The sequence below is a fragment of the Pseudomonas chaetocerotis genome (genome assembly GCF_015712105.2).
GTDB classification, from domain to species: Bacteria; Pseudomonadota; Gammaproteobacteria; order Pseudomonadales; family Pseudomonadaceae; genus Aquipseudomonas; species Aquipseudomonas chaetocerotis.
The window spans coordinates 189,633-215,047 of the sequence record NZ_JACFYX020000007.1; the positions used below are offsets into that span (position 1 = coordinate 189,633).

General features: G+C 62.9%; 22 protein-coding genes. 18 read left to right on the top strand and 4 right to left on the bottom strand.

The features are described 5' to 3' along the window. Window positions 1–146: 146 nt before the first annotated feature. Window positions 147–1,487: an NCS2 family permease gene (locus tag H3221_RS14345; RefSeq protein ID WP_196475088.1), complete on the top strand. Its 1,341-nt coding sequence runs from the start codon at window positions 147–149 to the stop codon at window positions 1,485–1,487. A gap of 306 nt (window positions 1,488–1,793) precedes the next feature. On the opposite strand, the gene uraH is transcribed toward H3221_RS14345, so the two are convergent. Then, a complete protein-coding gene (gene uraH / locus H3221_RS14350; RefSeq protein WP_003460854.1) occupies window positions 1,794–2,147 on the bottom strand; it encodes a hydroxyisourate hydrolase in 354 nt (117 codons plus the stop codon). A gap of 402 nt (window positions 2,148–2,549) precedes the next feature. On the opposite strand from uraH, the gene puuE reads away from it, so the two are divergent. The 7 genes from puuE to H3221_RS14385 all read left to right on the top strand — a co-directional run bounded on the left by puuE (window position 2,550) and on the right by H3221_RS14385 (window position 10,618). Beyond that, window positions 2,550–3,476 carry an allantoinase PuuE gene (gene puuE, locus H3221_RS14355; protein WP_196475089.1) on the top strand — a complete coding sequence of 309 codons (927 nt, stop codon included), beginning with the start codon at window positions 2,550–2,552 and terminating at the stop codon, window positions 3,474–3,476. Between the two features lie 11 nt (window positions 3,477–3,487). After that, a complete protein-coding gene (gene uraD, locus H3221_RS14360) occupies window positions 3,488–4,003 on the top strand; it encodes a 2-oxo-4-hydroxy-4-carboxy-5-ureidoimidazoline decarboxylase (RefSeq protein ID WP_196475090.1) in 516 nt (171 codons plus the stop codon). 42 nt (window positions 4,004–4,045) lie between these two features. Then, window positions 4,046–4,549, top strand: coding sequence for an ureidoglycolate lyase (locus tag H3221_RS14365; protein WP_196475091.1), 504 nt, complete (start codon window positions 4,046–4,048; stop codon window positions 4,547–4,549). 47 nt (window positions 4,550–4,596) lie between these two features. Next, on the top strand, window positions 4,597–5,934 hold the full coding sequence (locus H3221_RS14370; RefSeq protein ID WP_196475092.1) for a urate hydroxylase PuuD: 1,338 nt from the start codon (window positions 4,597–4,599) through the stop codon (window positions 5,932–5,934). A gap of 249 nt (window positions 5,935–6,183) precedes the next feature. Further along, a complete protein-coding gene (locus H3221_RS14375) occupies window positions 6,184–7,686 on the top strand; it encodes a nucleobase:cation symporter-2 family protein (RefSeq protein WP_196475093.1) in 1,503 nt (500 codons plus the stop codon). Between the two features lie 76 nt (window positions 7,687–7,762). Then, window positions 7,763–8,623 (top strand): outer membrane protein OmpK, encoded by an 861-nt coding sequence (locus tag H3221_RS14380; RefSeq protein WP_196475094.1) that lies wholly within the window; start codon window positions 7,763–7,765, stop codon window positions 8,621–8,623. 528 nt (window positions 8,624–9,151) lie between these two features. Continuing rightward, window positions 9,152–10,618 (top strand): NCS1 family nucleobase:cation symporter-1, encoded by a 1,467-nt coding sequence (locus H3221_RS14385; protein ID WP_196475095.1) that lies wholly within the window; start codon window positions 9,152–9,154, stop codon window positions 10,616–10,618. A gap of 4 nt (window positions 10,619–10,622) precedes the next feature. On the opposite strand, the gene H3221_RS14390 is transcribed toward H3221_RS14385, so the two are convergent. Both H3221_RS14390 and moaA read right to left on the bottom strand, forming a co-directional pair. Further along, window positions 10,623–11,462, bottom strand: a complete 840-nt coding sequence (locus tag H3221_RS14390) for a substrate-binding periplasmic protein (protein ID WP_196475096.1) — start codon at window positions 11,460–11,462, stop codon at window positions 10,623–10,625. A 44-nt stretch (window positions 11,463–11,506) separates the two neighbouring features. Further along, window positions 11,507–12,502 carry a GTP 3',8-cyclase MoaA gene (gene moaA / locus H3221_RS14395; RefSeq protein ID WP_196475097.1) on the bottom strand — a complete coding sequence of 332 codons (996 nt, stop codon included), beginning with the start codon at window positions 12,500–12,502 and terminating at the stop codon, window positions 11,507–11,509. A 212-nt stretch (window positions 12,503–12,714) separates the two neighbouring features. Between moaA and H3221_RS14400 the strand changes: the two genes are divergently transcribed. Continuing rightward, complete coding sequence (locus H3221_RS14400) at window positions 12,715–13,359, top strand: TetR/AcrR family transcriptional regulator (RefSeq protein ID WP_196475098.1); 645 nt, start codon at window positions 12,715–12,717, stop codon at window positions 13,357–13,359. Between the two features lie 386 nt (window positions 13,360–13,745). On the opposite strand, the gene H3221_RS14405 is transcribed toward H3221_RS14400, so the two are convergent. Further along, window positions 13,746–14,180 (bottom strand): GlcG/HbpS family heme-binding protein, encoded by a 435-nt coding sequence (locus H3221_RS14405; protein WP_160017661.1) that lies wholly within the window; start codon window positions 14,178–14,180, stop codon window positions 13,746–13,748. A 334-nt stretch (window positions 14,181–14,514) separates the two neighbouring features. On the opposite strand from H3221_RS14405, the gene gcl reads away from it, so the two are divergent. The 9 genes from gcl to H3221_RS14450 all read left to right on the top strand — a co-directional run bounded on the left by gcl (window position 14,515) and on the right by H3221_RS14450 (window position 25,365). Further along, window positions 14,515–16,290: a glyoxylate carboligase gene (gene gcl / locus H3221_RS14410; RefSeq protein ID WP_196476363.1), complete on the top strand. Its 1,776-nt coding sequence runs from the start codon at window positions 14,515–14,517 to the stop codon at window positions 16,288–16,290. 142 nt (window positions 16,291–16,432) lie between these two features. Next, on the top strand, window positions 16,433–17,215 hold the full coding sequence (gene hyi / locus H3221_RS14415; RefSeq protein WP_196476364.1) for a hydroxypyruvate isomerase: 783 nt from the start codon (window positions 16,433–16,435) through the stop codon (window positions 17,213–17,215). 26 nt (window positions 17,216–17,241) lie between these two features. Continuing rightward, on the top strand, window positions 17,242–18,132 hold the full coding sequence (locus tag H3221_RS14420) for a 2-hydroxy-3-oxopropionate reductase (protein WP_196476365.1): 891 nt from the start codon (window positions 17,242–17,244) through the stop codon (window positions 18,130–18,132). Between the two features lie 409 nt (window positions 18,133–18,541). After that, complete coding sequence (locus H3221_RS14425; RefSeq protein ID WP_196476366.1) at window positions 18,542–19,813, top strand: glycerate kinase type-2 family protein; 1,272 nt, start codon at window positions 18,542–18,544, stop codon at window positions 19,811–19,813. Next, window positions 19,810–21,225 carry a pyruvate kinase gene (gene pyk, locus H3221_RS14430; protein WP_196476367.1) on the top strand — a complete coding sequence of 472 codons (1,416 nt, stop codon included), beginning with the start codon at window positions 19,810–19,812 and terminating at the stop codon, window positions 21,223–21,225. Before H3221_RS14425 ends, pyk begins: the two co-directional genes overlap by 4 nt. A gap of 310 nt (window positions 21,226–21,535) precedes the next feature. Further along, entirely contained in the window at window positions 21,536–22,450 is a 915-nt protein-coding gene (locus tag H3221_RS14435; protein ID WP_196476368.1) for an urea transporter, read from the top strand. Between the two features lie 36 nt (window positions 22,451–22,486). Continuing rightward, window positions 22,487–22,870, top strand: a complete 384-nt coding sequence (locus tag H3221_RS14440; protein WP_196476369.1) for a hypothetical protein — start codon at window positions 22,487–22,489, stop codon at window positions 22,868–22,870. An 87-nt stretch (window positions 22,871–22,957) separates the two neighbouring features. Further along, on the top strand, window positions 22,958–23,824 hold the full coding sequence (locus H3221_RS14445; protein ID WP_196476370.1) for an ion transporter: 867 nt from the start codon (window positions 22,958–22,960) through the stop codon (window positions 23,822–23,824). 83 nt (window positions 23,825–23,907) lie between these two features. Further along, window positions 23,908–25,365 carry an SLC13 family permease gene (locus tag H3221_RS14450; RefSeq protein WP_196476371.1) on the top strand — a complete coding sequence of 486 codons (1,458 nt, stop codon included), beginning with the start codon at window positions 23,908–23,910 and terminating at the stop codon, window positions 25,363–25,365. The last annotated feature ends 50 nt before the right edge of the window (window positions 25,366–25,415 follow it).

A 25,415-nucleotide genomic window follows, 5' to 3' on the forward strand; every position in this document is an offset into this window, starting at 1 on the left:
AGCATAATCGCGCCTGAGTGACTTCTTGACCGCTCGGTCAACAACTTAGCCAGGAAGCACCGCCGAAACACCGCCTGCCTCAGAGAGCATTGTTCTTGCGCAACGCTCTGGGCGGTACACAACAAGAGAGATGAGGAGTACCCGCTGTGGAAAGCGTCAAACAAGAACAACACGCGAATCAACTGGCAAGAGGTGGCCTGCTCGACCGCTTCTTCAAACTGACCGAGCATCGCACCACCCTCAAGACCGAACTGCTGGCCGGCCTGACGACCTTCGTCACCATGGCCTACATCATCTTCGTCAACCCCAACATCATGGCAACCGCTGGCATCGATCACGGCGCAGCATTCGTCGCCACCTGCATCGGCGCGGCCCTGGGCTGTTTCCTGATGGGGCTGTACGCCAACTGGCCGGTCGGCCTGGCACCCGGCATGGGCCTGAACGCCTTCTTTACCTACACCGTCGTGGGTGAAATGGGCTACAGCTGGGAGATCGCACTGGGCGCAGTATTCATCTCCGGCGTGCTGTTCATGATCATGAGCCTGTCGAAGATTCGCGAATGGCTGCTCAACAGCATTCCGATGAGCCTGCGCTTCGCCATGGGTGCCGGGGTCGGCCTGTTCCTCGGTCTGATTGGCCTGAAGACTGCTGGCATCGTCGTCGACAGCCCGGCCACCCTGCTGACCATGGGTTCGTTCAGTAACCCTTCGGCGCTGCTGGCTGCCGTGTGCTTTCTGATGATCGCCGTGCTCAGCCACCGCAACGTCTTTGGCGCCATTCTCTTCAGCATGCTCGGCGTGACCGCAATCGGCTGGGCCCTGGGCCTGGTGGAATACGGCGGCCTGGTGTCGATGCCGCCGAGCCTGGCCCCGACCTTCCTGGCCATGGACATCGCCGGCGCGTTCAACGTGGCGATGATCAGCGTGATTCTGGCGTTCCTCTTCGTGAACATGTTCGACACCGCCGGCACGCTGATGGGCGTGGCCCATCGCGCCAACCTGGTGGATGAAGATGGCAAGATCCAGAACCTGTCCAAGGCCCTGAAAGCCGACTCCACCTCGAGCGTTGTGGGCGCCATGGTCGGCTGCCCGCCGGTGACCAGCTACGTGGAAAGCGCTGCAGGCGTAGCCGCTGGTGGCCGTACCGGCCTGACCGCCATCACCGTCGGCCTCCTGTTCCTCGCGGCGATGTTCTTCGCCCCGCTGGCAGGCATGATTCCGGCCTACGCAACCGCGGGCGCGCTGATCTACGTGGCGATGCTGATGATGAGCGGCATGGCGCACATCGATTGGAAGGACCACACCGACACCATCCCAGCCATCGTGACCGTGGTGATGATGCCGCTGACCTTCTCCATCGCCAACGGCATCGCCCTGGGTTTTCTCACCTACGCCACACTGAAACTGCTGACAGGTCAGAGTGACAAGGTGTCGCTGAGCCTGTATGCGCTGTGCGTGATCTTCATCGCCAAGTTCGCCTTCCTCTGACGACCAATACCACGCGCTGATCGAAGCCCCGGCCCTGTGCCGGGGTTTTGCGTTTGGTCCATCGATGCCAGCGGATGTGCAGTGTATGGGCCGCCCCGGATAGCATCCGGGCTACGCAACGGATACCGCCTGAACACCACGCGCACCGGGCCAATATTCGGCCTGCTGGAGCGCCTCGAATTCGATGCGCGCGGCGCACCCTACGCGCGAGTAAAAAAAAAGCCCGCAGTGTGAGCGGGCGTAAGGACTCAAACGAGTCTGAGGGTGACAAGCATTCGTCTGGCAGGCGTCTGGCCCGCCAGTCAATCAGCTACCGCGATAGGTGGAGTAGCTGTAAGGGGAAATCAGCAGCGGCACGTGGTAGTGCTCCTGGCCGGCATCGATGCCGAAACGCAGGACCACGACATCGAGAAATGCCGTGTCCGGCAGCTTCACGCCACGGGCGCGGTAGTAGTCGCCGGCGTGGAAATGCAACTGGTAAACGCCCGTGCGGTAGTCGTCACCCTGCAGCACCGGCGCATCGCAACGGCCGTCGTGGTTGGTGGTAACGCTGTTGATCAGTTCCAGCTGCGCGCCTTCGACGCGGTACAGCTCGACCTTGATGTCACTCCCTGGGCAGCCGTGCGCGGCGTCCAGTACATGTGTAGTCAAACGTCCCATGGGTCTCGGATGCCCGCAGCGACTCGCGCCCTACGAACACCACACCTCCTCTACTCTGTTGAAATCGGCTCGTCGCAGTGCTCCGACGCAGTGGCAGGATAGCACGCAGATCGAATATAAAACACTTTACGCATAAATTGTACACAATAAAACCCATACAGATGCCATGCGCGCACCAAACCAGCTCACTACCCACGACATCGCCAGCCAGCAACCACGGTACAACCAGCGCGCATTGCTGACCGCTTACGCAATTTTTTTGCCTTGGCGCGCAGAGAAGAAAATGATGAAAAGTCGATTTACAAACGGCAACTAACTTTGTATACAATTACCCATCCCGGTCGCGTAGCCGTCGATTACCCGGCACGCAGTGACCGCAACGTTCCAGATAGGAAGATTGCAGTGAACGCTGATTACCCACGCGATTTGATCGGCTACGGCGCAACCCCACCCCACCCGCACTGGCCGGGCGACGCCCGCATCGCCCTGTCTTTCGTGCTCAATTATGAAGAAGGCGGCGAGCGCAATATCCTGCACGGCGACAAGGAGTCCGAGGCCTTCCTCTCCGAGATGGTCTCCGCCCAGCCGTTGCAGGGTCAGCGCAACCTGTGCATGGAGTCGCTCTACGAGTATGGCAGCCGCACCGGTGTCTGGCGCCTGCTCAACCTGTTCAAGAAGCACGACATTCCGCTGACCATCTTCGCCGTGGCCATGGCCGCCCAGCGTCACCCCGAGGTGATCCGCGAGATGGTCGCCGCCGGTCACGAGATCTGCAGCCACGGCTATCGCTGGATCGACTATCAGAATATGGACGAAGCCACCGAGCGGGAGCACATGTTCGAGGCCATCCGTATCCTCACCGAACTGACCGGTGAACGCCCGCTGGGCTGGTACACCGGCCGCCTGGGCCCGAACACCCGGCGCATCGTGCGCGAGGAAGGCGGCTTCCTCTACGACTCCGATACCTACGACGACGACCTGCCCTACTGGGACCCGGCCAGCACCCCAGAAAAGCCGCACCTGGTGATCCCCTACACCCTGGACACCAACGACATGCGCTTCACCCAGGTACAGGGCTTCAACAAGGGCGACGACTTCTTCGAATACCTCAAGGATGCCTTCGACGTGCTCTACGCCGAGGGGGAAGCCGGCGCACCGAAGATGCTGTCGATCGGCATGCACTGCCGTCTGCTCGGCCGCCCGGCGCGCATGGCCTCGCTGGCGCGCTTCATCGACTACGTGAAGAGCCATGACAAGGTCTGGTGCGCCCGCCGCGTCGACATCGCCAAGCACTGGCACGTCACCCATCCCTTCCGTGCGACCGAATGAGAGAGCTGCCCATGAGCCGTTTCCAGACCCTGACCCCTTCCCAGCTGAGCCGCGACGCATTCGTTGCCGCCTTCGCCGACATCTACGAGCACTCGCCCTGGGTCGCCGAGAAAGCTTACGACCTTGGTCTCGACGAGAGCGTCGACGATATCGATAGCCTGCAGCAGCGCATGGCCGACATTCTCCTGTCTACCAGCCATGAGGCGCAGTTGGCACTGATCAACGCGCACCCGGACCTGGCCGGTAAAGCCGCCGTTCGCGGCGAACTGACCGCCTCCAGCACAGCCGAACAGTCCGGTGCCGGCATCCACGAATGCACCGCCGAGGAGTTCGCCCGCTTCACCGAGCTCAACGACGCCTACAAGGCCAAGTTCGGCTTCCCCTTCATCAAGGCCGTCAAGGGCAGCAACCGCCACCAGATCCTGGCCGCCTTCGAGGAGCGCATTCACAACACCCCGGAGCAGGAATTCCAGACCGCCCTCGCCGAGATCAACAAGATCGCCCTCTTCCGCCTGCAGCAGCTGTAAGCGCTGCAGCCTCTCCACACGAACAGAACAAGTAGAACAGCCATGCGTAGCCTGACCATCGAGCCCCTGAGCAAAGAAGCCTTCGCCCCCTTCGGTGACGTGATCGAAACCGACGGCAGCGACTTCTTCATGATCAACAACGGTTCCACCCGCCGCTATCACAAGCTGGCCAGCGTGGAGACCGCTCAGCCGGAGGATCAGGCCATCATCAGCATCTTCAGCGCCGAGTCGCTGGAGATGCCGTTGATCATCCGCATGCTGGAACGCCATCCGCTGGGCAGCCAGGCTTTCATTCCGCTGCTCGGCAACCCCTTTCTGATCGTGGTCGCGCCAATTGGCGATGTACCTGTATCAGGGTCCGTCCGTGCCTTCCTCAGCAATGGCAGGCAGGGCATCAATTACCATCGCGGCGTCTGGCACCACCCGGTGCTGACGATCGAAAAGCGGGATGACTTCCTGGTGGTTGATCGCAGTGGTTCCGGCAACAACTGCGATGAGCATTTCTTCAATGAGGACGAGCTTCTCCTCCTCAACCCCCACCAATAAGAGAAGCCCGGGGCTGGCGTGCCTATCCCGGGAAAGAGGTACAGATCGTGGAAGCACATTTCACCGAATGGCTAAACCTGGGCATCCGCTGGATCCATATGATCACCGGTATCGCCTGGATCGGCGCATCGTTCTATTTCGTCTGGCTGGAGAACAACCTCAACCGTAGCAATCCTCGCGAGGGCCTGTCGGGCGACCTCTGGGCGATTCACGGCGGCGGCATCTACCACCTGGAAAAGTACAAGCTGGCTCCGCCGAAAATGCCGGAGAACCTGCACTGGTTCAAATGGGAGGCCTACTTCACCTGGCTGTCGGGCGTCGCCCTGCTGCTGGTGGTGTACTACCTCAACCCCAGCCTTTACCTGGTCAAGCCGGGCGTTGATCTGGCACCGGCGGCGGCCATCGCCGTCGGCCTCGGCTCGATGGCGCTCAGCTATGTGATTTACCACTTCCTATGCGATTCGCCGCTGGGTAAACGCCCGGCCCTGCTCGGCGCCGTGCTGTTCGTGCTGATCATCGCTGCAGCCTACGGCTTCAGCCAGATCTTCAGCGGACGCGCGGCGTACATCCACGTTGGTGCGATCATCGGCACCATCATGGTCGGCAACGTGTTCTTCACCATCATGCCGGCCCAGCGCGCGCTGGTTAAGGCCATCGAAAACAACACGACGCCCGATCCGCTGCTGCCGGCCAAGGGCCTGCTGCGCTCGCGCCACAACAACTACTTCACCCTGCCGGTGCTGTTCATCATGATCAGCAACCACTTCCCGAGCACCTACGGCAGTCAGTACAACTGGCTGATCCTGGCCGGTATCGCGATTCTGGCCGTGCTGGTGCGCCACTACTTCAACACCCGCCATGACAGCAGCAAGTACGTCTGGACCCTGCCGGCCGCAGCGCTGGGCATGATCTGCCTGGCTTACGTCACCGGCCCGCAAACGCAATTGGTCAGCGCACCGACAACGGCCCAAGCGCCGGCGATCAAGTACGCTCCCGTTCCTGCTACCGGCCGCCCCGGTAACCCCTCCACAACCAGCACGCCTGCTGTAGAGGAAACCCAGGCCAAAGCCGATACAAGCGAGGCCTCACCCACTGCCGCTGACAGCGCGACACCTGCCGCCAGCACCGATTTCGCCCAAGTCGAAAGCGTGATCCATGAGCGTTGCACCGTGTGCCATTCATCCAGCCCCACCAGCCCGATGTTCAGCACCGCACCAGCCGGCTTCATGCTCGACACACCCGAGCAGATCAAGGCGCAGGCAGCGAAGATCCACGCGCAGACCGTGGCCACGCAGATCATGCCGCTAGGCAACATCACTCAGATGACTCAGGACGAACGCGACCTGATTGGCAGCTGGATCGCCAAAGGCGCTCAGATCAACTGATTGCCACACATGTCGCGCCCGTCACTGGGCGCGGCATCTTTTTACACCCATGAACCGCCGGCAGCGCGAGCTGACCGGCGGTTCATTTTTTGTGCACAATCTTAAAATAAATTGTTTTTAACCATGTCCACAAGTTGCTATAGTCGGCCCATTCTGACCGATTGGACAGCTTTCTTTCGAGCAGAGCAGAGGTGCCGTGAAGCCTCGTGTAAGCCCATGACCATATAAAAACAACTGGCAGGCTATGACATGACCACAGACAGCAACACCCAAGCTCCAGCTACGCCCGTCGGCAACAGCGACCTGATCTATCAGCTGGACGACACGCCAGCTTTCGCCCCAGCCATCTTCGCGGCGCTACAGCATGTGCTGGCCAGCTTCGTCGGCATCATCACCCCTACCCTGATCGTCGGCAGTGCTCTGGGCCTCGGCGCCCATGTACCTTATCTGGTGAGCATGGCGCTGTTCGTCTCCGGCCTCGGCACCTTCGTCCAGGCCAAACGTATCGGCCCTATCGGTTCCGGCCTGTTGTGCCTGCAGGGCACCAGCTTCGGTTTTCTCAGCGTGATTCTCAGCGCCGGCTTCATCGTCAAGGGGCGCGGCGCCAGCGAGGAGGAGATACTCGCCACGCTGTTCGGCATCTGCTTTTGCGCCGCGTTCGTCGAGATTGCCTTCAGTCAGTTCATCAACAAGCTGCGCAAGGTGATCACCCCAGTGGTCACCGGCACCATCATTTGCCTGATGGGGCTGTCGTTGATCAAGGTGGGCATGACCGATCTGGCCGGCGGCTATGGCGCGCCAGATCTCGGCGCCTTGCACCACCTGGCCCTCGGCGGTCTGGTGCTGGGCACCATCGTCGTGCTCAACCGCGCATCCTCGCAGGTGCTGCGTCTTTCTGCAGTGATCATCGGCCTGACCCTGGGCTTCGCGGTCGCCTGGTTCACCGGTCGGGTGGACTTCGCCAACATGGCCGAGGTGCCGCTGATCAGCGTGCCGCAACCGTTCAAGTACGGCTTCGGCTTCGACTGGATCGCCTTCGTACCGATCGCCGTGATCTTCCTGATCACCCCGCTGGAAACGGCAGGCGACCTGACCGCCAACTCGATCATCTCCAAGCAGCCGGTCAAAGGGCCGCTGTACATGCGCCGGATCAAATCCGGGGTACTGGCCGACGGCTGCAACTCGGCGGTCGCCGCCATGTTCAACAGCTTGCCGATGACCACCTTCAGCCAGAACAACGGGGTGATCCAGCTCACCGGCGTGGCCAGCCGCCATGTGGGTTTCTACATCGCCAGCATCCTGGTACTGCTGGGCCTGTTCCCGGTGGTGGGCGCGGTATTGCAGTTGATGCCCAAGCCGGTGCTCGGTGGCGCCACGCTGATCATGTTCGGCACCGTCGCGGTGGCCGGTATCAAGATTCTCAGCGAAGCCGGCCTGCACCGCCGCAACGTGCTGATCGTGGCCATTTCCCTGGGCCTTGGCCTGGGTGTAGCCGGCGTACCGGACGTGCTCTCGCACATGCCGGACGTCTTGAAGAACATCTTCGGCTCGCCCATCACCATCGGCGCCTTCAGCGCCATCGTGCTGAACATCTTCCTGCCCGACGAGAATCACGAAGTCGAGGAAGACGACTACGACCCCGAGGCGCACCTGCACACCGTGCTGCAGAACCGCCCGGATGATGCAGCCATCGACGACAGCAGCCTCAAGACTCTCAGCCGCGACCTCGACCCGGCCGCCCGACCAAGCTGACCCCTGGCTTAGACCCAACTCCCGACGGCACGCCGCCGGGAGACGCACGCTTGCACTCCAACAATAAGGAAAACCCATGAAACTCAAGCATCTGCCCCACTGCCTCGCTCTGTCGGCCGGACTGTTCTCCGGCCAGCAGGTACTCGCCAGCGACTTGCTCTACTGGCAGGACAACAGCCTGTCGTACCTGTACGGCGAGAACTTCCAGCGCATGAACTTCAATGGCGAAGAACAGCGTACCCAGACCACCTTCACATTCGAGCACGCCAGTGGCTGGGTCTGGGGCGACGTCTTCTACTTCCTCGACTACATCCGCACCGACAACGTGCAATCGCGCGGCAGTTTCGACAACGGCAGCTTCCGCCAGCATGACAAGGATTCCTTCTACTACATGGAGTTCTCCCCGCGCGTGAGCCTGAGCTGGCTGACCGGGCAGAAGCTGGCCGCCGGCCCGATCAAGGACGTGTTCGCCGCCTTCACCTACGAGAAAGGCGAAGGCGGACCAGGTCCGGAGAACTACCTGTACGGTATCGGCCTGGACTGGGAAGTGCCCGGCTTCACCTACTTCAAGACCAACCTGTATCAGGTGAAGATCAACAACCACACCTTCTTCGCCGACAGTGACAGCAACGGCTACGCCACCCAGCTGACCGTCAGCGCGGCTTACCCGTTCAGCCTGGGCGATCAGGACTTCGTAGTCGACGGTTTCCTCGACTGGCGCTCGCCGTCGCGCGATGCCGGCACCCAGACCTCGGTCGGCTCCTCGATCCAGGTCAAGTGGGATGCGGGCAAGGCTCTGTTCAGCAAGGAGCGCCAGCTCTACGTGGGCACCGAGATCAACATGTGGCGCGCCAAGTACGGCGTGAAACCGGTGGATGGTTCGGATGATCGTTTCGACCAGACCGCCGTGCAGGCACTGGTCAAGTATCACTTCTGATCACTGCCGCAACGCACTTGGCCGACGTCGGGTAGGGACGGCGGCCGGGTAAAAAGGGGGATGGGCGCTCGCGCCCTTCCCCCTTTTTCTTTGAGCGGAAAATGGCTGGTGCGCACGGCGCACCCTACGCAGGCGGCTACCACCCGTAGGGTGCGCCGCGCGCACCGCCTTTGCCGACGCAGCCTGAATTACCGCACCAACCCGTCGCCAGCAGACAAACCCGGCACCACGTCGGTGCACAATCGGGCGCACCCCAGACGCCTTCCAATCAACGCCCTGCAATCACACAACTGACCGCAAGGTCAAGTTTTTGATCACAATATTTCTATTTTTTGTGTGCAATTTATCCAAAAGCCATATTCAGCAATGCATTTTCTGTGTACAAGACAATCAGGTTCCTACCGAAGCACTGTCGAAATGGCTGTATACATCGATTCAGTCATGACGCGAATACAAAATCGGAACGAAACCTGCAGACAAATCTCCTCACAGATCGCCGCGGCGCAAGAACAATACTGGGAGCTGTCCATGTCCAACACCGAAGACTTTCGCATCAAGAACATCGATCCGTCGTTATACAACGAGGACCTCGCTCCACTGGCTCCCGAGAAGCGCACCTGGGGCTGGTTCGAGATCTTCAACGTCTGGTCGAACGACATTCAAAGCCTGTTCGGCTATACCCTGGCAGCCACGCTGTTCATCTCCTACGGGCTCAATGGCTGGGCGGTGCTGGCCGGTATCGTCCTCGCCGGCTGTATCGTCATGGGCCTGGTGCAGCTGACCGGCAAACCCAGCGTCAAATACGGCATCCCCTTCCCGGTATTCGCCCGCGCCAGCATGGGCGTGCGCGGCGCCAACTTCCCTGCGCTGGTGCGTGGCATCGTCGCCATCTTCTGGTACGGCGTGCAGACCTACTTCGCCTCCACCGCCGTGGCACTGCTGCTCAACTCGCTGCTGCAGCCGCAAGACCCTGCCGTATACATGGGCCTGACCGCCATCGGCTGGTTGTCCTACGTGATCGTTTGCCTGTTCCAGGTCGGCCTGTTCGTCTGCGGCATGAGCTGGATCACCCGCTTCCTGAACTGGGCCGGGCCACTGGTCTATGTGGTGATGATCGCGCTGATGGGCCTGATCTGGTATCAGGCCGGCCCAAGCCTGCTCAGTGAACTGGGCAACATCTTCAGCGGTACGGGCGAGTACAAGGCCGGCCCGGTGGCTGCGTTCTTCGCCGTGGTCGGCACCATGGTCGCCTACTTCGCGGCCGTGGTGATCAACTATGGCGACTTCGCCCGCTTCGTCAAAAGCGAAAAGCAGATGACCATCGGCAACTTCCTCGGCCTGCCAGTGAGCCTGGCGATCTTCTCGCTTATCGCTCTGGTGATCACTGCAGGTACCGTGGTGGTGTTCGGCGAAACGCTGACCAACCCGACCGATATCGTCGCCCGCGTAGATAACCTGACCCTGACCATTATCGCCGCACTGACCTTCTTCGCCGCGACCGTGGGTATCAACCTGGTGGCCAACTTCATTCCACCGGCGTATGACCTGGCCAACCTTGCACCGGCGCACATCAGCGCTCGCACCGGTGGTTTCATCACTGCGGGCATCGCCTTCTTCATCGGCGCGCTGTGGGTAGCCTTCATCAGCAGCGTCGGCATCGCCGCCTTCGTCGATACCCTGGGCGCCGTGCTGGCGCCGCTGTACGGCATCATCGTCGTCGACTACTACCTGGTGCGCCGACGCAAGCTCGATATGCAGCAGCTGTTCAGCGCCGAGGTCGGCTCGGCCTACTACTTCGACGGCGGCTGGAACCGCAAGGCGCTGGTCGCCTTTGCCATCGCCTCGGTGTTTTCCGTCGCTTCGGTATGGGCGCCCGTTCTGAGCCAGCTGTCGGGCTATTCCTGGCTGCTCGGCGCCCTGCTCGGCGCGCTACTGCACTACGGCCTGATGCGCGGTCAGGCGCAGGCGCTGAAACGCGCCGACGCCAGCATCTGAGCGATCACGGACGGGACGAAGCCGGCACCCGTGCGCCGGCTTTTTCTTTCTGCCGCTCGAGAAAGTCCACCTTCCACTGCTCCAGGCCGATGTAGTCGCTATTCAGGTTGGCCTCGACGCGATAACTCGCCTTGAGCGCGGCAACCTGAGCCGAGTGCTCGGCAAGAAAGCGATCGAAACGAGCGATCAGCTGCGGGTGATGCAGGCTCGACAGGTGAAAGCTGCCACGGGTATGCGGCAACTTGGGATCAAACACCAAAGCACCCGGACGCGCGCGAATGTTGTCCAGATAATGGGTGGCCACCACCACGTTGAAGTAGGCACCATCGGTGTCCTGCTTCAGCGCCTGGCGAATCATCTGGCGCAGATCATCGCTGTAGCTCAGCTGAATCTGCCCACTGGCGATAGGCTGTTCGTATCCGCGCGGTGTCCAGCCCTGCACCATGGCCAGACGACGGATGCTCTCCAGCGCCTGCCCCTGGCGCTGCGGCGCCACCAGCACGCCGTCGACGTAATCGACCACGGCCTGGCTGTAGTGCAAGGTCATGCCTGCTTTCTGCGCGCCGGCCCAGTGCGAGCTGTCAGGATACTTGAGATCGATCTCGCCACGCTGCAGGGCAGGCAGCAACTGATCCACCGGCAGCGCCTCGTAGCTCAGGCTGATACCGCTATCGGCCGCGAAGGCGTCCAGCACCTCGCGGGCGAAGCCACGGTAATGCCCCTCGGCATCGAGGCTGTAGTGCGGAGCGAATGGCAGGTCCTCGACGCCGACCACGTAGGTCTGCGCCAGGACCGCGGGTGTCAGCACAATGGTGGAAAACAGGCACAGTCGTACGGGCTGCATTGAGAGCCTCCTTATTGTTGTTTTGGGAATCCGATCAGACGGGCTCAGCCGCCGGTCATACTCATGAAGCGCACCACCTGCACCTGCTCGTCGGTGGCGAAGTGATGCCGCTCGGGTTTGAGCCGCAGCGCCTCGATCAGCGCCTGACGCAGGCGCTCGCCGTCGCCCGGATGCGCGCGCAGCAGGCGCTTGAGGTCCAGCGCGTTGTCGTGGCCGAGACAGAGCACCAGCTTGCCTTCGGCGGTGACCCGGACACGGTTGCAGTCACCGCAGAAATTGTGGCTGTGCGGCGAGATGAACCCCACCTGGGTCTGCGTGCCGACCACCTGCCAGTAGCGCGACGGTCCGCCAGTGACCTTGCTGCTGCGCACCAGCGCATGGCGCTGTTCGATGCGCTGGCGCACCTCATCGCTGGAGCAGAAGGTCTGCTCACGACTGTGGCTGACCACGCTGCCCAGCGGCATTTCCTCGATGAAACTGATATCCAGGCCGCGCTCGATGGCGAACCCGACCAGATCCAGCACCTCGTCATCATTGCGCCCGCTCTGCACCACGCTGTTGAGCTTGATCCGCTCGAAGCCGGCCGCACGCGCCGCCTCGATGCCGGCCAGCACCTGGTCGAGCTTGTCGCGTCGGGTGAACGCTGCGAAGCGCTCGCGCTGCAGGGAATCCAGGCTGATGTTCAGGCGCCGCACGCCCGCCGCGCGCAAAGGCGCGGCCATCTCCGCCAATTGCGAGCCATTGGTGGTGATCGCCAGGTCATCGAGCTCGTCACGCTCACCCAGGCGCTGCAACAGGCTCAGCAGGTTCTTGCGTACCAGCGGCTCGCCGCCGGTGATGCGAATACGCCGCACGCCCAGCCCGATGAAGGCATCGGCCACGGCGTAAAGCTCCTCCAGGCTGAGAATCTGCGCACGCGGCGCGAACTGCATGTCTTCGCTCATGCAGTAGGTGCAGCGAAAATCGCAGCGATCGGTCACCGACAAACGCAGGTAGGTGATGCGCCGACCGAAGGGATCGACGAGCTGATGGGTATTCACGGTGGGTCTCCTGCAGCGTCACGCGCCGAGACTTTTTGTCATGGATAACGCTGTGCGCGATAAAAACAGAAAAGCGATTTCCTGTATACAAAAATTTGACTGCCGAGTCAGTTAAGCGCTAGGCAGCCCGTGGCCACTGCCTTGAGCCTCGCGCAAAGCCGGTGCTACCATGCCCGACCGCCGCCCGGCGGCAGAGCAAACCACAGGGCCTTATGACCAGCATCCGCGAGCGTAACAAAGAGCTCATCCTGCGCGCAGCCAGCGAAGAGTTCGCTGACAAAGGCTTCGCCGCCACCAAGACCAGTGACATTGCGGCCAAGGCAGGCCTGCCCAAGCCCAATGTCTACTACTACTTCAAGTCCAAGGAAAACCTCTACCGCGAGGTCCTGGAAAGCATCATCGAGCCGCTGCTGGCCGCCTCTGCCCCCTTCAACCAGCCGGGCCATCCAAGCGAAGTGCTGACCGCCTACATCCGCTCGAAGATCCGCATCTCCCGCGAACTGCCGCATGCCTCCAAGGTGTTCGCCAGCGAGATCATGCACGGTGCGCCACACCTGTCGCCTGAACAGACCGAACAGCTCAATGCCCAGGCCAAGCACAACATCGCCTGTATCCAGCGCTGGATCGATCAGGCCCTGATGGCGAAAGTCGACCCGCATCACCTGCTGTTCAGCATCTGGGCAGCGACCCAGACCTATGCCGACTTCGACTGGCAGATCTCCACCGTCACCGGCAAGGCCAGCCTGGACGATGCCGACTACGAAGCCGCCGCACAGACCATCATTCGCCTGGTGCTCAAAGGCTGCGACGTCAGCCCGATGCCGTCGATGGCTTCCGAGCTGGTGACCAGCGCCTAACGCGAATCCGCGGCATATGCCGAACCCGCAGGGTGCGCCATGCGCACCGAGTTTACGGCGCGGACGTTCGGGAAGCCTTGGTGCGCACAGCGCACCCTACGGACTGGTGGATGTAAAAAGCGACATCCACCCTACGCACGGCGAATCAACGGCAGACGCCGATCCCGTAGGGTGTCGCGGGGCCGCCTGCGCCGCGCGCACCAAGCTCAAGGGTCGTTTCGCAGATCACAGGAAAGGCCACGCCTTACCGATTCACCGCTCTGGTGGATGTGAACAGCGACATCCACCCTACAGGGCCCTCCCACAGCCGTAGCCCGGATGCAATCCGGGGCATCGCGCAGCCGCGATCAAACCGGTGCGCGCAGCCTGGACGGCCCCGCGACAACTCAAGCCCCGGCATCCGCCTTCAGCCCCAGCGACTCCAGCGCGCTCACCGCACACTGCTCGTCGATATCCGAGGTGTCGCCGGTGATGCCGACGGCGCCGATCACTTCGCCGCGCTCGTCACGAATCAATACCCCGCCCGGCGCCGGAATCAGGCTGCCCTGCGCCAGATTGTTCACCGCACCGATGAACGCCGGACGCTGCTGCGCGTCGGCGGCTATCAGGCGCGAGCCCTTGCCCAGGGCCAGCGCGCCCCAGGCCTTGCCGATGGCGATCTGCGGGCGCAGCAGGCTGGCGCCGTCCTCGCGCTGCAGGCAAATCAGATGCCCGCCAGCATCCAGTACCGCGACGGTCAGCGGCGCCGCCTTTATCTCGCGGCCTACGGCCAGCGCGCGGTTACCGATGGCATTGGCGGTTTGCAGGTTCAAGTTGCTCATGATGGTGACTCCTGAAGTGACGAAGGGAACGAAACATCCGAAGCGAAGCCGGCACTGCGCACGCCGACAGCCCCAGACAATCCAAAGCTCGCCCCACTATCCCACCAGAAACAAAAAACTCAACTACTACATACAATATTATTTTTTATTGTATACAGTTGATGCACCACATATCTTCACCAGCACTGCCAACCCTGTCAAACGGGCGTTTCAAAAGAAATTGGCCCAGGCGACAGACTGCACCGGAAAAATTGTTGACCGCGAAGTCATGGTCTGCATAGAATCCGAGCCAGACGCTTTGTATACAATCTGATAACAAAAGAGGCACAAGATTATGGCCAGAATGAGAGCAATCGAGGCAGCCGTACTGGTGATGCGCCGCGAAGGCGTCGATACCGCGTTCGGCGTCCCCGGCGCTGCCATCAACCCCCTGTATGCCGCACTGAAGAAACTCGGTGGCATCGATCACGTCCTGGCCCGTCACGTCGAAGGCGCTTCGCACATGGCCGAGGGTTACACCCGCACCAACGCCGGCAACATCGGCGTGTGCATCGGTACTTCCGGCCCCGCCGGCACCGACATGGTCACCGGCCTGTACTCGGCCTCGGCCGACTCCATCCCGATTCTGTGCATCACCGGCCAGGCGCCGCGTGCGCGTATGCACAAGGAAGACTTCCAGGCGGTCGACATCACCAGCATCGTCGGCCCGGTGACCAAGTGGGCGACCACCGTGATGGAACCCGGCCAGGTGCCGCGCGCCTTCCAGCGTGCCTTCCATGAAATGCGCAGCGGCCGCCCCGGCCCGGTGCTGATCGACCTGCCGTTCGACGTGCAGATGGCCGAGATCGAGTTCGATATCGACGCCTACGAGCCGCTGCCGGTGGCCAAGCCGAGCACCAGCCGTGTCCAGGCCGAGAAGGCCATCGCCATGCTCAACGAGGCCGAACGCCCGCTGCTGGTCGCCGGTGGCGGCATCTTCAATGCCGATGCGCAGGACAAGCTGGTGGCGTTCGCCGAGCTGACCGGTGTGCCGGTAGTGCCGACGCTGATGGGCTGGGGCGCGATTCCGGACGATCACAAGCTGATGGTCGGCATGGTCGGCCTGCAGACCTCGCACCGTTACGGCAACGCCACCCTGCTCGCTTCCGACCTGGTATTCGGCATCGGCAACCGCTGGGCCAACCGCCATACCGGTTCGGTCGACGTCTACACCGAAGGCCGCAAGTTCATTCACGTCGACATCGAACCGACGCAGATTGGCCGCGTGTTCAACCCGGACCTGGGTATCGCCTCCGACGCCGGCAACGCGCTGGACGCCTTCCTGGAAGTGGCCCGCGAGTGGAAAGCCGCCGGCAAGCTGAAGGATCGCAGCGCCTGGGTCGAGTCCTGCCGTGAGCGCAAGCGTACCCTGCAGCGCAAGACCCACTTCGACAACGTGCCGGCCAAGCCGCAACGCGTCTACGAAGAGATGAACGAAGCCTTCGGCAAGGACACCTGCTACGTCAGCACCATCGGCCTGTCGCAGATCGCCGGCGCGCAGTTCCTGCACGTGTACAAGCCGCGTCACTGGATCAACTGCGGCCAGGCCGGCCCGCTCGGCTGGACCATTCCAGCAGCCCTCGGCGTGGTCAAGGCCGACCCGCAACGTCAGGTCGTGGCGCTGTCCGGTGACTATGACTTCCAGTTCATGATCGAGGAGTTGGCCGTCGGTGCGCAGTTCAACCTGCCGTACATCCACGTGCTGGTGAATAACTCCTACCTGGGCCTGATCCGTCAGGCGCAGCGCGGCTTCGACATCGATTACTGCGTGCAGCTGGCGTTCGAGAACATCAACGCACCGGAGCTCAACGGTTACGGCGTCGACCACGTCGCCGTGGTCGAGGGCCTGGGCTGCAAGGCGATCCGCGTGTTCGACCCGAACGAGCTGCAGAACGCCTTCGCCGAAGCCAAGCGCCTGATGGCCGAGCACCGTGTGCCGGTGGTGGTAGAGATCATCCTGGAGCGTGTCACCAACATCTCCATGGGCACCGAGATCAACGCCATCAACGAGTTCGAGGAACTGGCCGAGCGCGGCGTCGACGCGCCGACCGCCATCTCGCTGCTGGATTGATCGACCTACTCCCCTCTCCCTTTGGGAGAGGGGCCGGGGGTGAGGGCTGTGCAAGGCACGCGGTCCTCGCTCATTCCGACACTGTTTCCCTCACCCCAACCCTCTCCCGAGGGGAGAGGGAGCCAAATTGAAGGAGCACACCATGCCCCGTTTTGCAGCCAACCTGTCCATGCTGTTCACCGAAGTGGACTTCCTGGACCGTTTCGCCGCTGCCGCCGAAGCCGGCTTCAGCGGCGTGGAATACCTCTTCCCCTATGACTTCGCGGTAGAAGAGATCAAGGCCCGCCTGGACGCCAACCAGCTGGAACAGGTGCTGTTCAACCTGCCCGCCGGTGACTGGGGCAAGGGCGAGCGCGGCATCGCCTGCCACCCGGACCGCGTCGAGGAGTTTCGCGCCGGCGTCGACCAGGCCATCGCCTACGCCAAGGTGTTGGGCAACAAGCAGATCAACTGCCTGGCCGGCGTCCGCCCGCAGGGCCTGGATTGCGCGGCCGTCGAGAAGACCTTCGTCGACAACCTGCGCTACGCCGCTGACAAGCTGGCCGGTGCTGGCATTCGCCTGGTCATGGAAGCCATCAACACCCGCGACATCCCCGGCTTCTACCTGAACAACACCAAACAGGCCCTGGACATCCGCGACAAGGTCGGCAGCAGCAACCTGTACCTGCAGTACGACATCTACCACATGCAGATCATGGAAGGTGACCTGGCCCGTACGGTTGAAAGCAACCTGGCCGCCATCAACCACGTGCAGTTGGCCGACAACCCGGGCCGCAACGAACCGGGCACTGGCGAGATCAACTATCGCTTCCTCTTCGAGCACCTGGATCGCATCGGCTACCAGGGCTGGATCGGCTGTGAATACAAGCCGGCAACCACCACCGCTGCCGGCCTCGGCTGGATGAAAGCGCATAACGCAATCTGAGCCCCACTCTTCAGGAGCAATCTCTCATGGCTAAAATCGGATTCATCGGCACCGGCATCATGGGCAAACCCATGGCGCAGAACCTGCAGAAGGCCGGCCACACCCTGTTCTTCTCCGAGCACTTCGACAAGGCCCCGGCCGACCTGGTTGGCGACAACGGCATCGCCCTGGCCAACCCGAAGGAAGTGGCCCAGGAAGCCGAGTTCATCATCGTCATGGTGCCGGACACCCCGCAGGTCGAAGACGTACTGTTCCGCGACAACGGCATCGCTGCAGGCGTTGGCGCCGGCAAGGTGGTGATCGACATGAGCTCGATCTCCCCCACCGCGACCAAGACCTTCGCCGAGAAGATCAAGGCCACCGGCGCCGCCTACCTGGACGCCCCGGTATCCGGCGGTGAAGTCGGCGCCAAGGCCGCGACCCTGTCGATCATGGTCGGTGGCTGCCCGAACGCCTTCGAACGCGCCCTGCCGCTGTTCCAGGCCATGGGCAAGAACATCACCCGCGTTGGCGGCAATGGCGACGGCCAGACTGCCAAGGTAGCCAACCAGATCATCGTCGCGCTGAACATCCAGGCAGTGGCCGAAGCCCTGCTGTTCGCCGCCAGGAACGGCGCCGATCCGGCCAAGGTGCGTGAAGCGCTGATGGGCGGCTTCGCCGGCTCGAAGATTCTCGAAGTGCACGGCGAGCGCATGATCAAAGGCACCTTCGATCCAGGCTTCCGCATCAGCCTGCACCAGAAGGACCTCAACCTGGCGCTGTCCGGTGCTCGCGAGCTGGGCCTGAACCTGCCCAACACCGCCAATGCCCAGCAAGTGTTCAGCACCTGCGCGGCCCTCGGCGGCAGCGCTTGGGATCACTCCGCCCTGATCAAGGGCCTGGAGCACATGGCCAACTTCAATATCCGCGGCGAGTAACAAAGCGCCCTCTCCCCCGGCCCCTCTCCCGCATGCGGGAGAGGGGAGACAAGCCGCTCGGCGTTATGCGGATTTTCAGCGTACGCCAAACCAGTCCCCTCCCATTTATGGGAGAGGGTTAGGGAGAGGGGCTTTGCTTCTGGCCCACCCTTTCGACCTTCCTGGCAGGAGGTGTCACGGCCCGATTGCCAGGTCGGTCGATTCCATTCCCCAGCTGCTGCCACGCGGCGCCTGCGGACTGGAATCGATCCACCGAGAGAACATTGATCGTTCCCACGCTTTGCGTGGGCATGCATCCCGTGACGCTCGGCGTCACACAACAGCAGACGCCTGAGCGTCTCGCCGGGCGTTACCACGCGGAGCGTGGGAGCGATCATCCAGCGTCACCCCAGAACAAGAGAACACCGCCATGACCTTCGACCCGCAACGCCTGCTGCGCGACCTGTTCGCCACCGCCATCGCTGCCGCGCATCCGCGCCAGGTGCTGGCCGACCACCTGCCCGCGGACCGCAGCGGCCGCGTCATCGTCATCGGCGCCGGCAAGGCTGCTGCGGCCATGGCCGAGGTGATCGAGCAGGAGTGGCAAGGCGAAGTCAGCGGCCTGGTGGTGACCCGCTACGAGCACGGCGCCGACTGCCAGAAGATCGAAGTGGTGGAAGCCGCCCACCCGGTACCGGACGATGCCGGCGAACGCGTCGCCCGCCGCGTGCTGGAACTGGTGTCGAACCTCAGCGAGGACGACCGGGTGATCTTCCTGCTCTCCGGCGGCGGCTCCTCGCTGCTGGCGTTGCCGGCAGAAGGCATCAGCCTCAAGGACAAGCAGGCGATCAACAAGGCGCTGCTGAAATCCGGCGCCACCATCGGTGAGATGAACTGCGTGCGCAAGCACCTCTCGGCGATCAAGGGCGGCCGCCTGGCCAAGGCCTGCTGGCCGGCCACCGTCTACACCTACGCCATCTCCGACGTGCCCGGCGACGAAGCCACAGTGATCGCCTCCGGCCCCACCGTGGGCGACCCGACCACCTCGGCCGAAGCCTTGGCGATTCTGGCCCGCTATGCCATCGACATTCCGGCCAACGTGCGCGCCTGGCTGGAAGACCCACGCTCGGAAACGGTCAAGCCGGGCGACCCGGTGCTCGCCCGCAGCCACTTCCAGCTCATCGCCACGCCGCAGCAGTCGCTTGACGCCGCCGCAGCCAGGGCCGAAGCGGCCGGTTTCCCGGTGCTGATTCTCGGCGACCTGGAAGGTGAGTCGCGCGACGTGGCCAAGGTGCATGCCGGCATCGCCCGCCAGGTGCAACTGCATGGCCAGCCGATCAAGCCGCCGTGCGTGATTCTCTCTGGCGGCGAAACCACCGTCACCGTGCGCGGCAATGGCCGCGGCGGACGCAACGCCGAATTCCTCCTGAGCCTTACCGAGAGCCTCAAGGGCCTGCCCGGCGTCTACGCGCTGGCCGGCGACACCGACGGCATCGACGGCTCCGAAGACAATGCCGGCGCCATCATGACGCCCTACAGCTACGCCCGCGCCGGCATCAAGGGCCTGTCTGCCCGTGACGAACTGGACAACAACAACGGCTATGGCTACTTCGCCGCCCTCGACGAGCTGATCGTCACCGGCCCGACCCGTACCAACGTCAACGATTTCCGCGCCATTCTGATTCTCGAGAAAACCCAATGAACGCCGACAAGAAAGTGAAGATCCTCGCCACCCTCGGGCCGGCGATCCGCGATGCCGCGCATATCCGCCAACTGGTGGAAGCCGGGGTCAACCTGTTCCGCCTCAACTTCAGCCATGGCGAGCACGCCGACCACGCCCAGCGCTATCAGTGGGTGCGCGAGGTGGAGCGCGAGCTGAACCAGCCCATCGGCATCCTCATGGACCTGCAGGGGCCGAAGCTGCGCGTCGGCCGTTTTGCTGAAGGCAAGGTGCAGCTGGTCAACGGCCAGAGCCTGCGCCTGGATCTGGACGCCACGCCCGGCGACGCCAGCCGGGTCAACCTGCCCCACCCGGAAATCATCGAGGCCCTGCAGCCGGGCATGAGCCTGCTGCTGGACGACGGCCGCCTGCGCCTGAAAGTGACCGCCAAGCAGAATGATGCCGTAGACACCTGCGTCATCGCTGGCGGTGAGCTGTCCGACCGCAAGGGCGTCAACGTGCCCGAGGCGGTGCTGCAACTGTCGCCGCTGACCGACAAGGATCGCCGCGACCTGGCCTTCGGCCTGGAGCTGGGCGTGGACTGGGTGGCGCTGTCGTTCGTACAGCGCCCGGAAGATATCCTCGAAGCCCGCGAACTGATCGGCGGCAAAGCCTTCCTCATGGCCAAGATCGAGAAACCCTCGGCGGTGATCCACCTGGAAGAAATCGCCAAGCTGTGCGACGCCATCATGGTCGCGCGCGGTGACCTGGGCGTGGAAGTGCCGGCCGAGAACGTGCCGCGCATCCAGAAGGACATCGTGCGCACCTGCCGCCAACTGGGCCGCCCGGTGGTGGTCGCCACGCAGATGCTCGAATCCATGCGCTTCTCCCCGGCGCCGACCCGCGCCGAGGTCACCGACGTGGCCAACGCCGTGGCCGAAGGCGCCGATGCGGTGATGCTGTCCGCGGAAACCGCCTCCGGCGACTACCCGCTGGAAACCGTGCAGATGATGAGCAAGATCATCCGCCAGGTGGAAAACGGCCCGGACTACCAGAGCCAGCTCGATGTCGGTCGCCCGCAGGCAGAAGCCACCGCCAGCGACGCCATCAGTTGCGCCATCCGCCGCATCAGCTCGATTCTGCCAGTCGCGGCATTGGTCAACTACACGGAATCCGGCAGCTCCAGCCTGCGCGCCTCGCGCGAGCGGCCCAAGGCGCCGATCCTCAGCCTGACGCCAAGCCTGACCACGGCACGGCGCCTGACCGTGGCCTGGGGCATCTACTCGGTGGTCAACGAGCGCCTGCGCAAGGTCGAGGAGGTCACCAGCACCGCGCTGGAGATCGCCCAGGCCCAGGGTATGGCCCAGCGCGGCGAGACGGTGGTGATCACCGCTGGCGAACCCTTCGGCCAACCGGGCAGCACCAACAGCCTGAGGATCGAAACGCTGCATTGAGCCGCGCTGCTCTCCTGTAGGGTGCGCCATGCGCACCGGAAGCCGTACGCACGAATAAAAAGGTGCGCACGGCGCGCCCTGCACAGCTCCGTAGCCCGGATGAAATCCGGGGAATGCTCTGACCCCGCGCCCCGGATTTCATCCGGGCTGCGCGTTGTATTGATTCGCAGGGTGTCCCCGTGCGTACCTTGCGTCCCGTTGGCGGTGCGCACGGCGCACCCTACGTAGCTCCTCCAAGCGACACGCACGGCTCCCCTCTCCCGCTTGCGGGAGAGGGGCTGGGGGAGAGGGCTCTCTTGGCACATCCATCATGCCTCCACTACCAACCTCACACCCTGCCCTACAAGGCCTGCGCGCCCTGCTCAACGGCTTCGCCCAGATCTTCCTGCAACAGCACCCCGGCTGCGGCCTGCTGGTGCTGCTGGCCATCCTCATCGGCGCACCTGACCTGCTGGGCGGCGCCCTGCTCGGCGGCCTGACCTCGATGCTGATCGCGCAACGCCGCGGCTACCCGCCTGCCGACATCACCATCGGCCTGTACGGCTACAACGGCATCCTGCTCGGTCTTCTGCTCAGCCTGAAACTGCCATGGACACCGCTGCTGCCCGTGCTGATCACCGCCAGTGCAGCCCTGTCCAGCCTGCTGCTGGCCCCCTGGATGCGGCGTATGCGCAAACAGGGCTGGCTGCCTGCCTTCACCTTTCCCTTCGTGCTGCTGGGTTGGCTGTTGCTGGCTCTGCTCGCTCAGTTGGAGCTGCCAGCTGCACCGCCAGCCAGCGCGCCCGAAGCGCCGGAGCTGAACTTCCTGCAACTGATGCTCGCCGTGCTGCGCGGCCTGGGCCAGGTCATCTTCCTCGACTCGCCATTGGCCGGCCTGTGCCTGCTGATCGGCCTGCGTCTGGCCGATGGCCGCACAGCGTTGTGGGCGCTGCTGGGTTCCAGCGGCGGCTTCGCCCTGGCGATTTTCCATGGTTGGCCCAGCGATGGTGCCCTCGCCGGCCTCTACGGCTACAACGCCACCCTCGCCGCCATCGCCCTGGCCCAGGTACACCGCAGCCCACTGGTACCGGCCCTCGGCATTCTGCTCGCGCTGTTGCTGCAGCCGGGCTTCAACGCCATTGATCTGCCCGCCCTGACCATGCCCTTCATCCTCGCCTGCTGGCTGATCAGAGCCGGGGCACAAACTTGGCAAAAGGCCGTCAGGGACAGCACCCCGAGGGTCTAGAATCGCTCAACGGTTCGAAAAGGAAGCGCGCAGAACATGGACAGACGAATTCTCGGCCTCAGCTTGCTACTGGCAACCGCTACGACCAGCGCAGAGTCAATCCCCAGCCTGATCGGCCCGGTCAGCGATATCGTGGTGATCGAAGATGGACTCGGCCCGGAGCAAGAAAACTGCCAGAGCTTCAAGGTCAACGAAGCAATGGTCGCCGATTTCCTTCGTCACGCCCTCCTCATCACCCATCGTCAGGAACACGACTGGTATCTCTACGGCCCCTGCCAAGCCCATGGCACCTTTAGCACCCGTTACGGTGAATGGCACTGGCAACTACTCAATCTGGGCACCGCAAGGATTACAGCGATCACCGGCGAAACCTTCGTTCTCGGTGACCCACGAGAGGAATCGTCGTTGGAAGGCAATTAAGAACAGAGCAGCAAGCACAGCCAAGGCCTTGCCCTCACTCCGCCTTCCTGCCTAGGCTGTGCCCTTTCGCTTGATTTGGACCTTGCCATGGAAAACCGGCAGAGCTGGCGCCAGCGCCTTTACATCATCATCTTCGAAACCAGCACGCCGGCCGCGCAGCGTTTCGACAACTGGCTGCTGGTGGCGATTCTCGCCAGCCTGGTGGTGGTGATGCTCGACAGCATCGAGCGCTTCCACAACCAGTACGCCGATGTGTTCGGCGCGCTGGAGTGGTTCTTCACCGCGCTGTTCGCCATCGAGTACGGCCTGCGCCTTTACAGCTCGCCCAAGCCGATGCGCTATGCCTTCAGTTTCTTCGGCCTGGTGGACCTGTTGGCGGTGCTGCCGGCCGTCCTGGCGTTGATGTTCGCCGATGCGCAGTACCTGATGATCGTCCGCGTCATCCGCATGATTCGTATTTTCCGGGTGCTCAAACTGCGCCAGTACCTGACCCAGGCCAACTTCCTGCTGGTGGCACTGCGCGGCAGCAAGCAGAAGATCGTGGTGTTTCTGGTCAGCGTCTCGACCCTGGTCACGGTGTTCGGTGCCTTGATGTACGTCATCGAAGGCCCGGCCAATGGCTTCACCAGCATTCCCACCGGCATCTACTGGGCGGTGGTGACGCTGACCACCGTTGGCTTTGGCGATATCACGCCGAAGACGCCCATCGGCCAGATGCTGGCCACGATGGTGATGATCACCGGCTACTCGATCATTGCCGTACCGACGGGCATCTTCACCGCCGAGCTGGCCAACGCCATGCGCCAGGACGGGCTGATGGAGCATGACTGCCCGCATTGCCGAAAGAACCGCCACGAATACAGCGCGGCGTTCTGTAGCCGTTGCGGTGGACCGCTGTTCAGCAGACAGGCCGAGCCGTCTTCAAAGGCGCACAGCACACCTGAAACAGACTGAAGCAAAACCGATCGACCACCCCGTGGTCATAAAGTCGCCCTGTGGGCTATAAAGCCCGACTTTTTAGCTGAAGGAAGCGCGCCATGGCCGTTACCACCAATGAATCCACGGCACCTGCCAAGGCTGCCTGGATTGGCCTGATTCTGGGCCCCTTGCTCCTGCTCGTCTGCCTGATCACCGAGCCGCCAGCCGGCCTCTCCAGCACCGCCTGGGCCACCATCGGCCTGACCCTGCTGATGGCCACCTGGTGGTCGACCGAAGCCATTCCGATCCCGGCCACTTCGCTGCTGCCGATCCTGCTGATTCCGGCACTGGGCATCGACAGCCTCAACGCCGCGACCGCGCCCTACGCCAACCCGACCATCTACCTGTTCCTCGGTGGTTTCGTCCTGGGCCTGGCCATGGAGCGCTGGAACCTGCACAAGCGCATCGCGCTGATGACGCTGCTGGCCATGGGCAGCAAGCCGAGCAGGCAGATCGCCGGGTTCATGATGGCCACGGCATTTCTCAGCATGTGGGTGAGCAACACCGCCACCACCATCATGATGCTGCCCATCGGCCTTTCGGTGATCGGCATGCTCACCAGCGAGCAGAGCACCGGCGAAGCCGATCGTGAGCGCTTCGCCACCGCACTGCTGCTGGCAATTGCCTATGCCGCCAGTGTCGGCGGTATCGCCACGCTGATCGGCACACCGCCGAATGCCTTGCTGGCCGCCTTCCTCGCCGACAACTACGACGTGCAGATCGGCTTCGGCCAGTGGATGCTGCTGGGCGTGCCGGTGGCGGTGATCATGCTGGCGTTCATCTGGTGGTGGCTGACCCGTGGCGGCTTCAACCTGGCCGGGCATGACAGCACGCAGCTGATTCGCAGCGAGCTGGCCGAACTCGGCCCGCTGAGCCGCGGCGAGAAGCTGGTGGCGCTGGTTTTCGTGGTCACCGCACTGGCCTGGGTATTCCAGCCGTTGATCTCCGGCTGGGTGCCCGGCGTCAATGACACCAGCATCGCCATCGCAGCGGCGATGGCACTGTTCATGATCCCGGTGGACATCAAACATCGCGTGTTTCTGATGAACTGGGAAAGCGCCAGCAAACTGCCCTGGGGCGTGCTGTTGCTGTTCGGCGGCGGCCTGTCGCTGGCCGGCGTGATTCGCAGCACTGGCCTGGCCGAATGGATCGCACAGAGCCTTGGCGCACTGAGTGCGCTGCCGGTGATCGCGATGATCGGCGTGGTGGTGCTGGTGATCATCTTCCTCACCGAAGTCACCTCCAACACGGCCACCGCTGCTGCCTTCCTGCCGCTGCTGGGGGCGCTGGCCGTGGCGCAGGGCATGCCGGCCGAGCTGCTGGCGATTCCAGCTGCCATCGCTGCCAGCTGCGCCTTCATGATGCCGGTGGCGACGCCGCCCAATGCCATCGTGTTCGGCACCGGGCACATGAAGATACAGTCGATGATCAAGGCAGGCTTCGTCCTCAACCTGTTCGGTGTGGTGCTGGTAACGCTGATCTGCTACCTCCTGGTAGGCATGATCTGGGCGCACTGAGCCTGGCTCGCACCAACAAGAACGGCGCCTTCGCAGGCCGAGTGAAAACG

Coding starts and splice junctions, on each gene's coding strand:
- uraH (WP_003460854.1), bottom strand. CDS start 2,147: ATGGGACGTTTGACTACACATGTACTGGACGCCGCGCACGGCTGCCCA.
- uraD (WP_196475090.1), top strand. CDS start 3,488: ATGAGCCGTTTCCAGACCCTGACCCCTTCCCAGCTGAGCCGCGACGCA.
- H3221_RS14365 (WP_196475091.1), top strand. CDS start 4,046: ATGCGTAGCCTGACCATCGAGCCCCTGAGCAAAGAAGCCTTCGCCCCC.
- H3221_RS14375 (WP_196475093.1), top strand. CDS start 6,184: ATGACCACAGACAGCAACACCCAAGCTCCAGCTACGCCCGTCGGCAAC.
- H3221_RS14380 (WP_196475094.1), top strand. CDS start 7,763: ATGAAACTCAAGCATCTGCCCCACTGCCTCGCTCTGTCGGCCGGACTG.
- H3221_RS14385 (WP_196475095.1), top strand. CDS start 9,152: ATGTCCAACACCGAAGACTTTCGCATCAAGAACATCGATCCGTCGTTA.
- H3221_RS14390 (WP_196475096.1), bottom strand. CDS start 11,462: ATGCAGCCCGTACGACTGTGCCTGTTTTCCACCATTGTGCTGACACCC.
- H3221_RS14400 (WP_196475098.1), top strand. CDS start 12,715: ATGACCAGCATCCGCGAGCGTAACAAAGAGCTCATCCTGCGCGCAGCC.
- H3221_RS14405 (WP_160017661.1), bottom strand. CDS start 14,180: ATGAGCAACTTGAACCTGCAAACCGCCAATGCCATCGGTAACCGCGCG.
- gcl (WP_196476363.1), top strand. CDS start 14,515: ATGGCCAGAATGAGAGCAATCGAGGCAGCCGTACTGGTGATGCGCCGC.
- hyi (WP_196476364.1), top strand. CDS start 16,433: ATGCCCCGTTTTGCAGCCAACCTGTCCATGCTGTTCACCGAAGTGGAC.
- H3221_RS14420 (WP_196476365.1), top strand. CDS start 17,242: ATGGCTAAAATCGGATTCATCGGCACCGGCATCATGGGCAAACCCATG.
- H3221_RS14425 (WP_196476366.1), top strand. CDS start 18,542: ATGACCTTCGACCCGCAACGCCTGCTGCGCGACCTGTTCGCCACCGCC.
- pyk (WP_196476367.1), top strand. CDS start 19,810: ATGAACGCCGACAAGAAAGTGAAGATCCTCGCCACCCTCGGGCCGGCG.
- H3221_RS14435 (WP_196476368.1), top strand. CDS start 21,536: ATGCCTCCACTACCAACCTCACACCCTGCCCTACAAGGCCTGCGCGCC.
- H3221_RS14440 (WP_196476369.1), top strand. CDS start 22,487: ATGGACAGACGAATTCTCGGCCTCAGCTTGCTACTGGCAACCGCTACG.
- H3221_RS14445 (WP_196476370.1), top strand. CDS start 22,958: ATGGAAAACCGGCAGAGCTGGCGCCAGCGCCTTTACATCATCATCTTC.
- H3221_RS14450 (WP_196476371.1), top strand. CDS start 23,908: ATGGCCGTTACCACCAATGAATCCACGGCACCTGCCAAGGCTGCCTGG.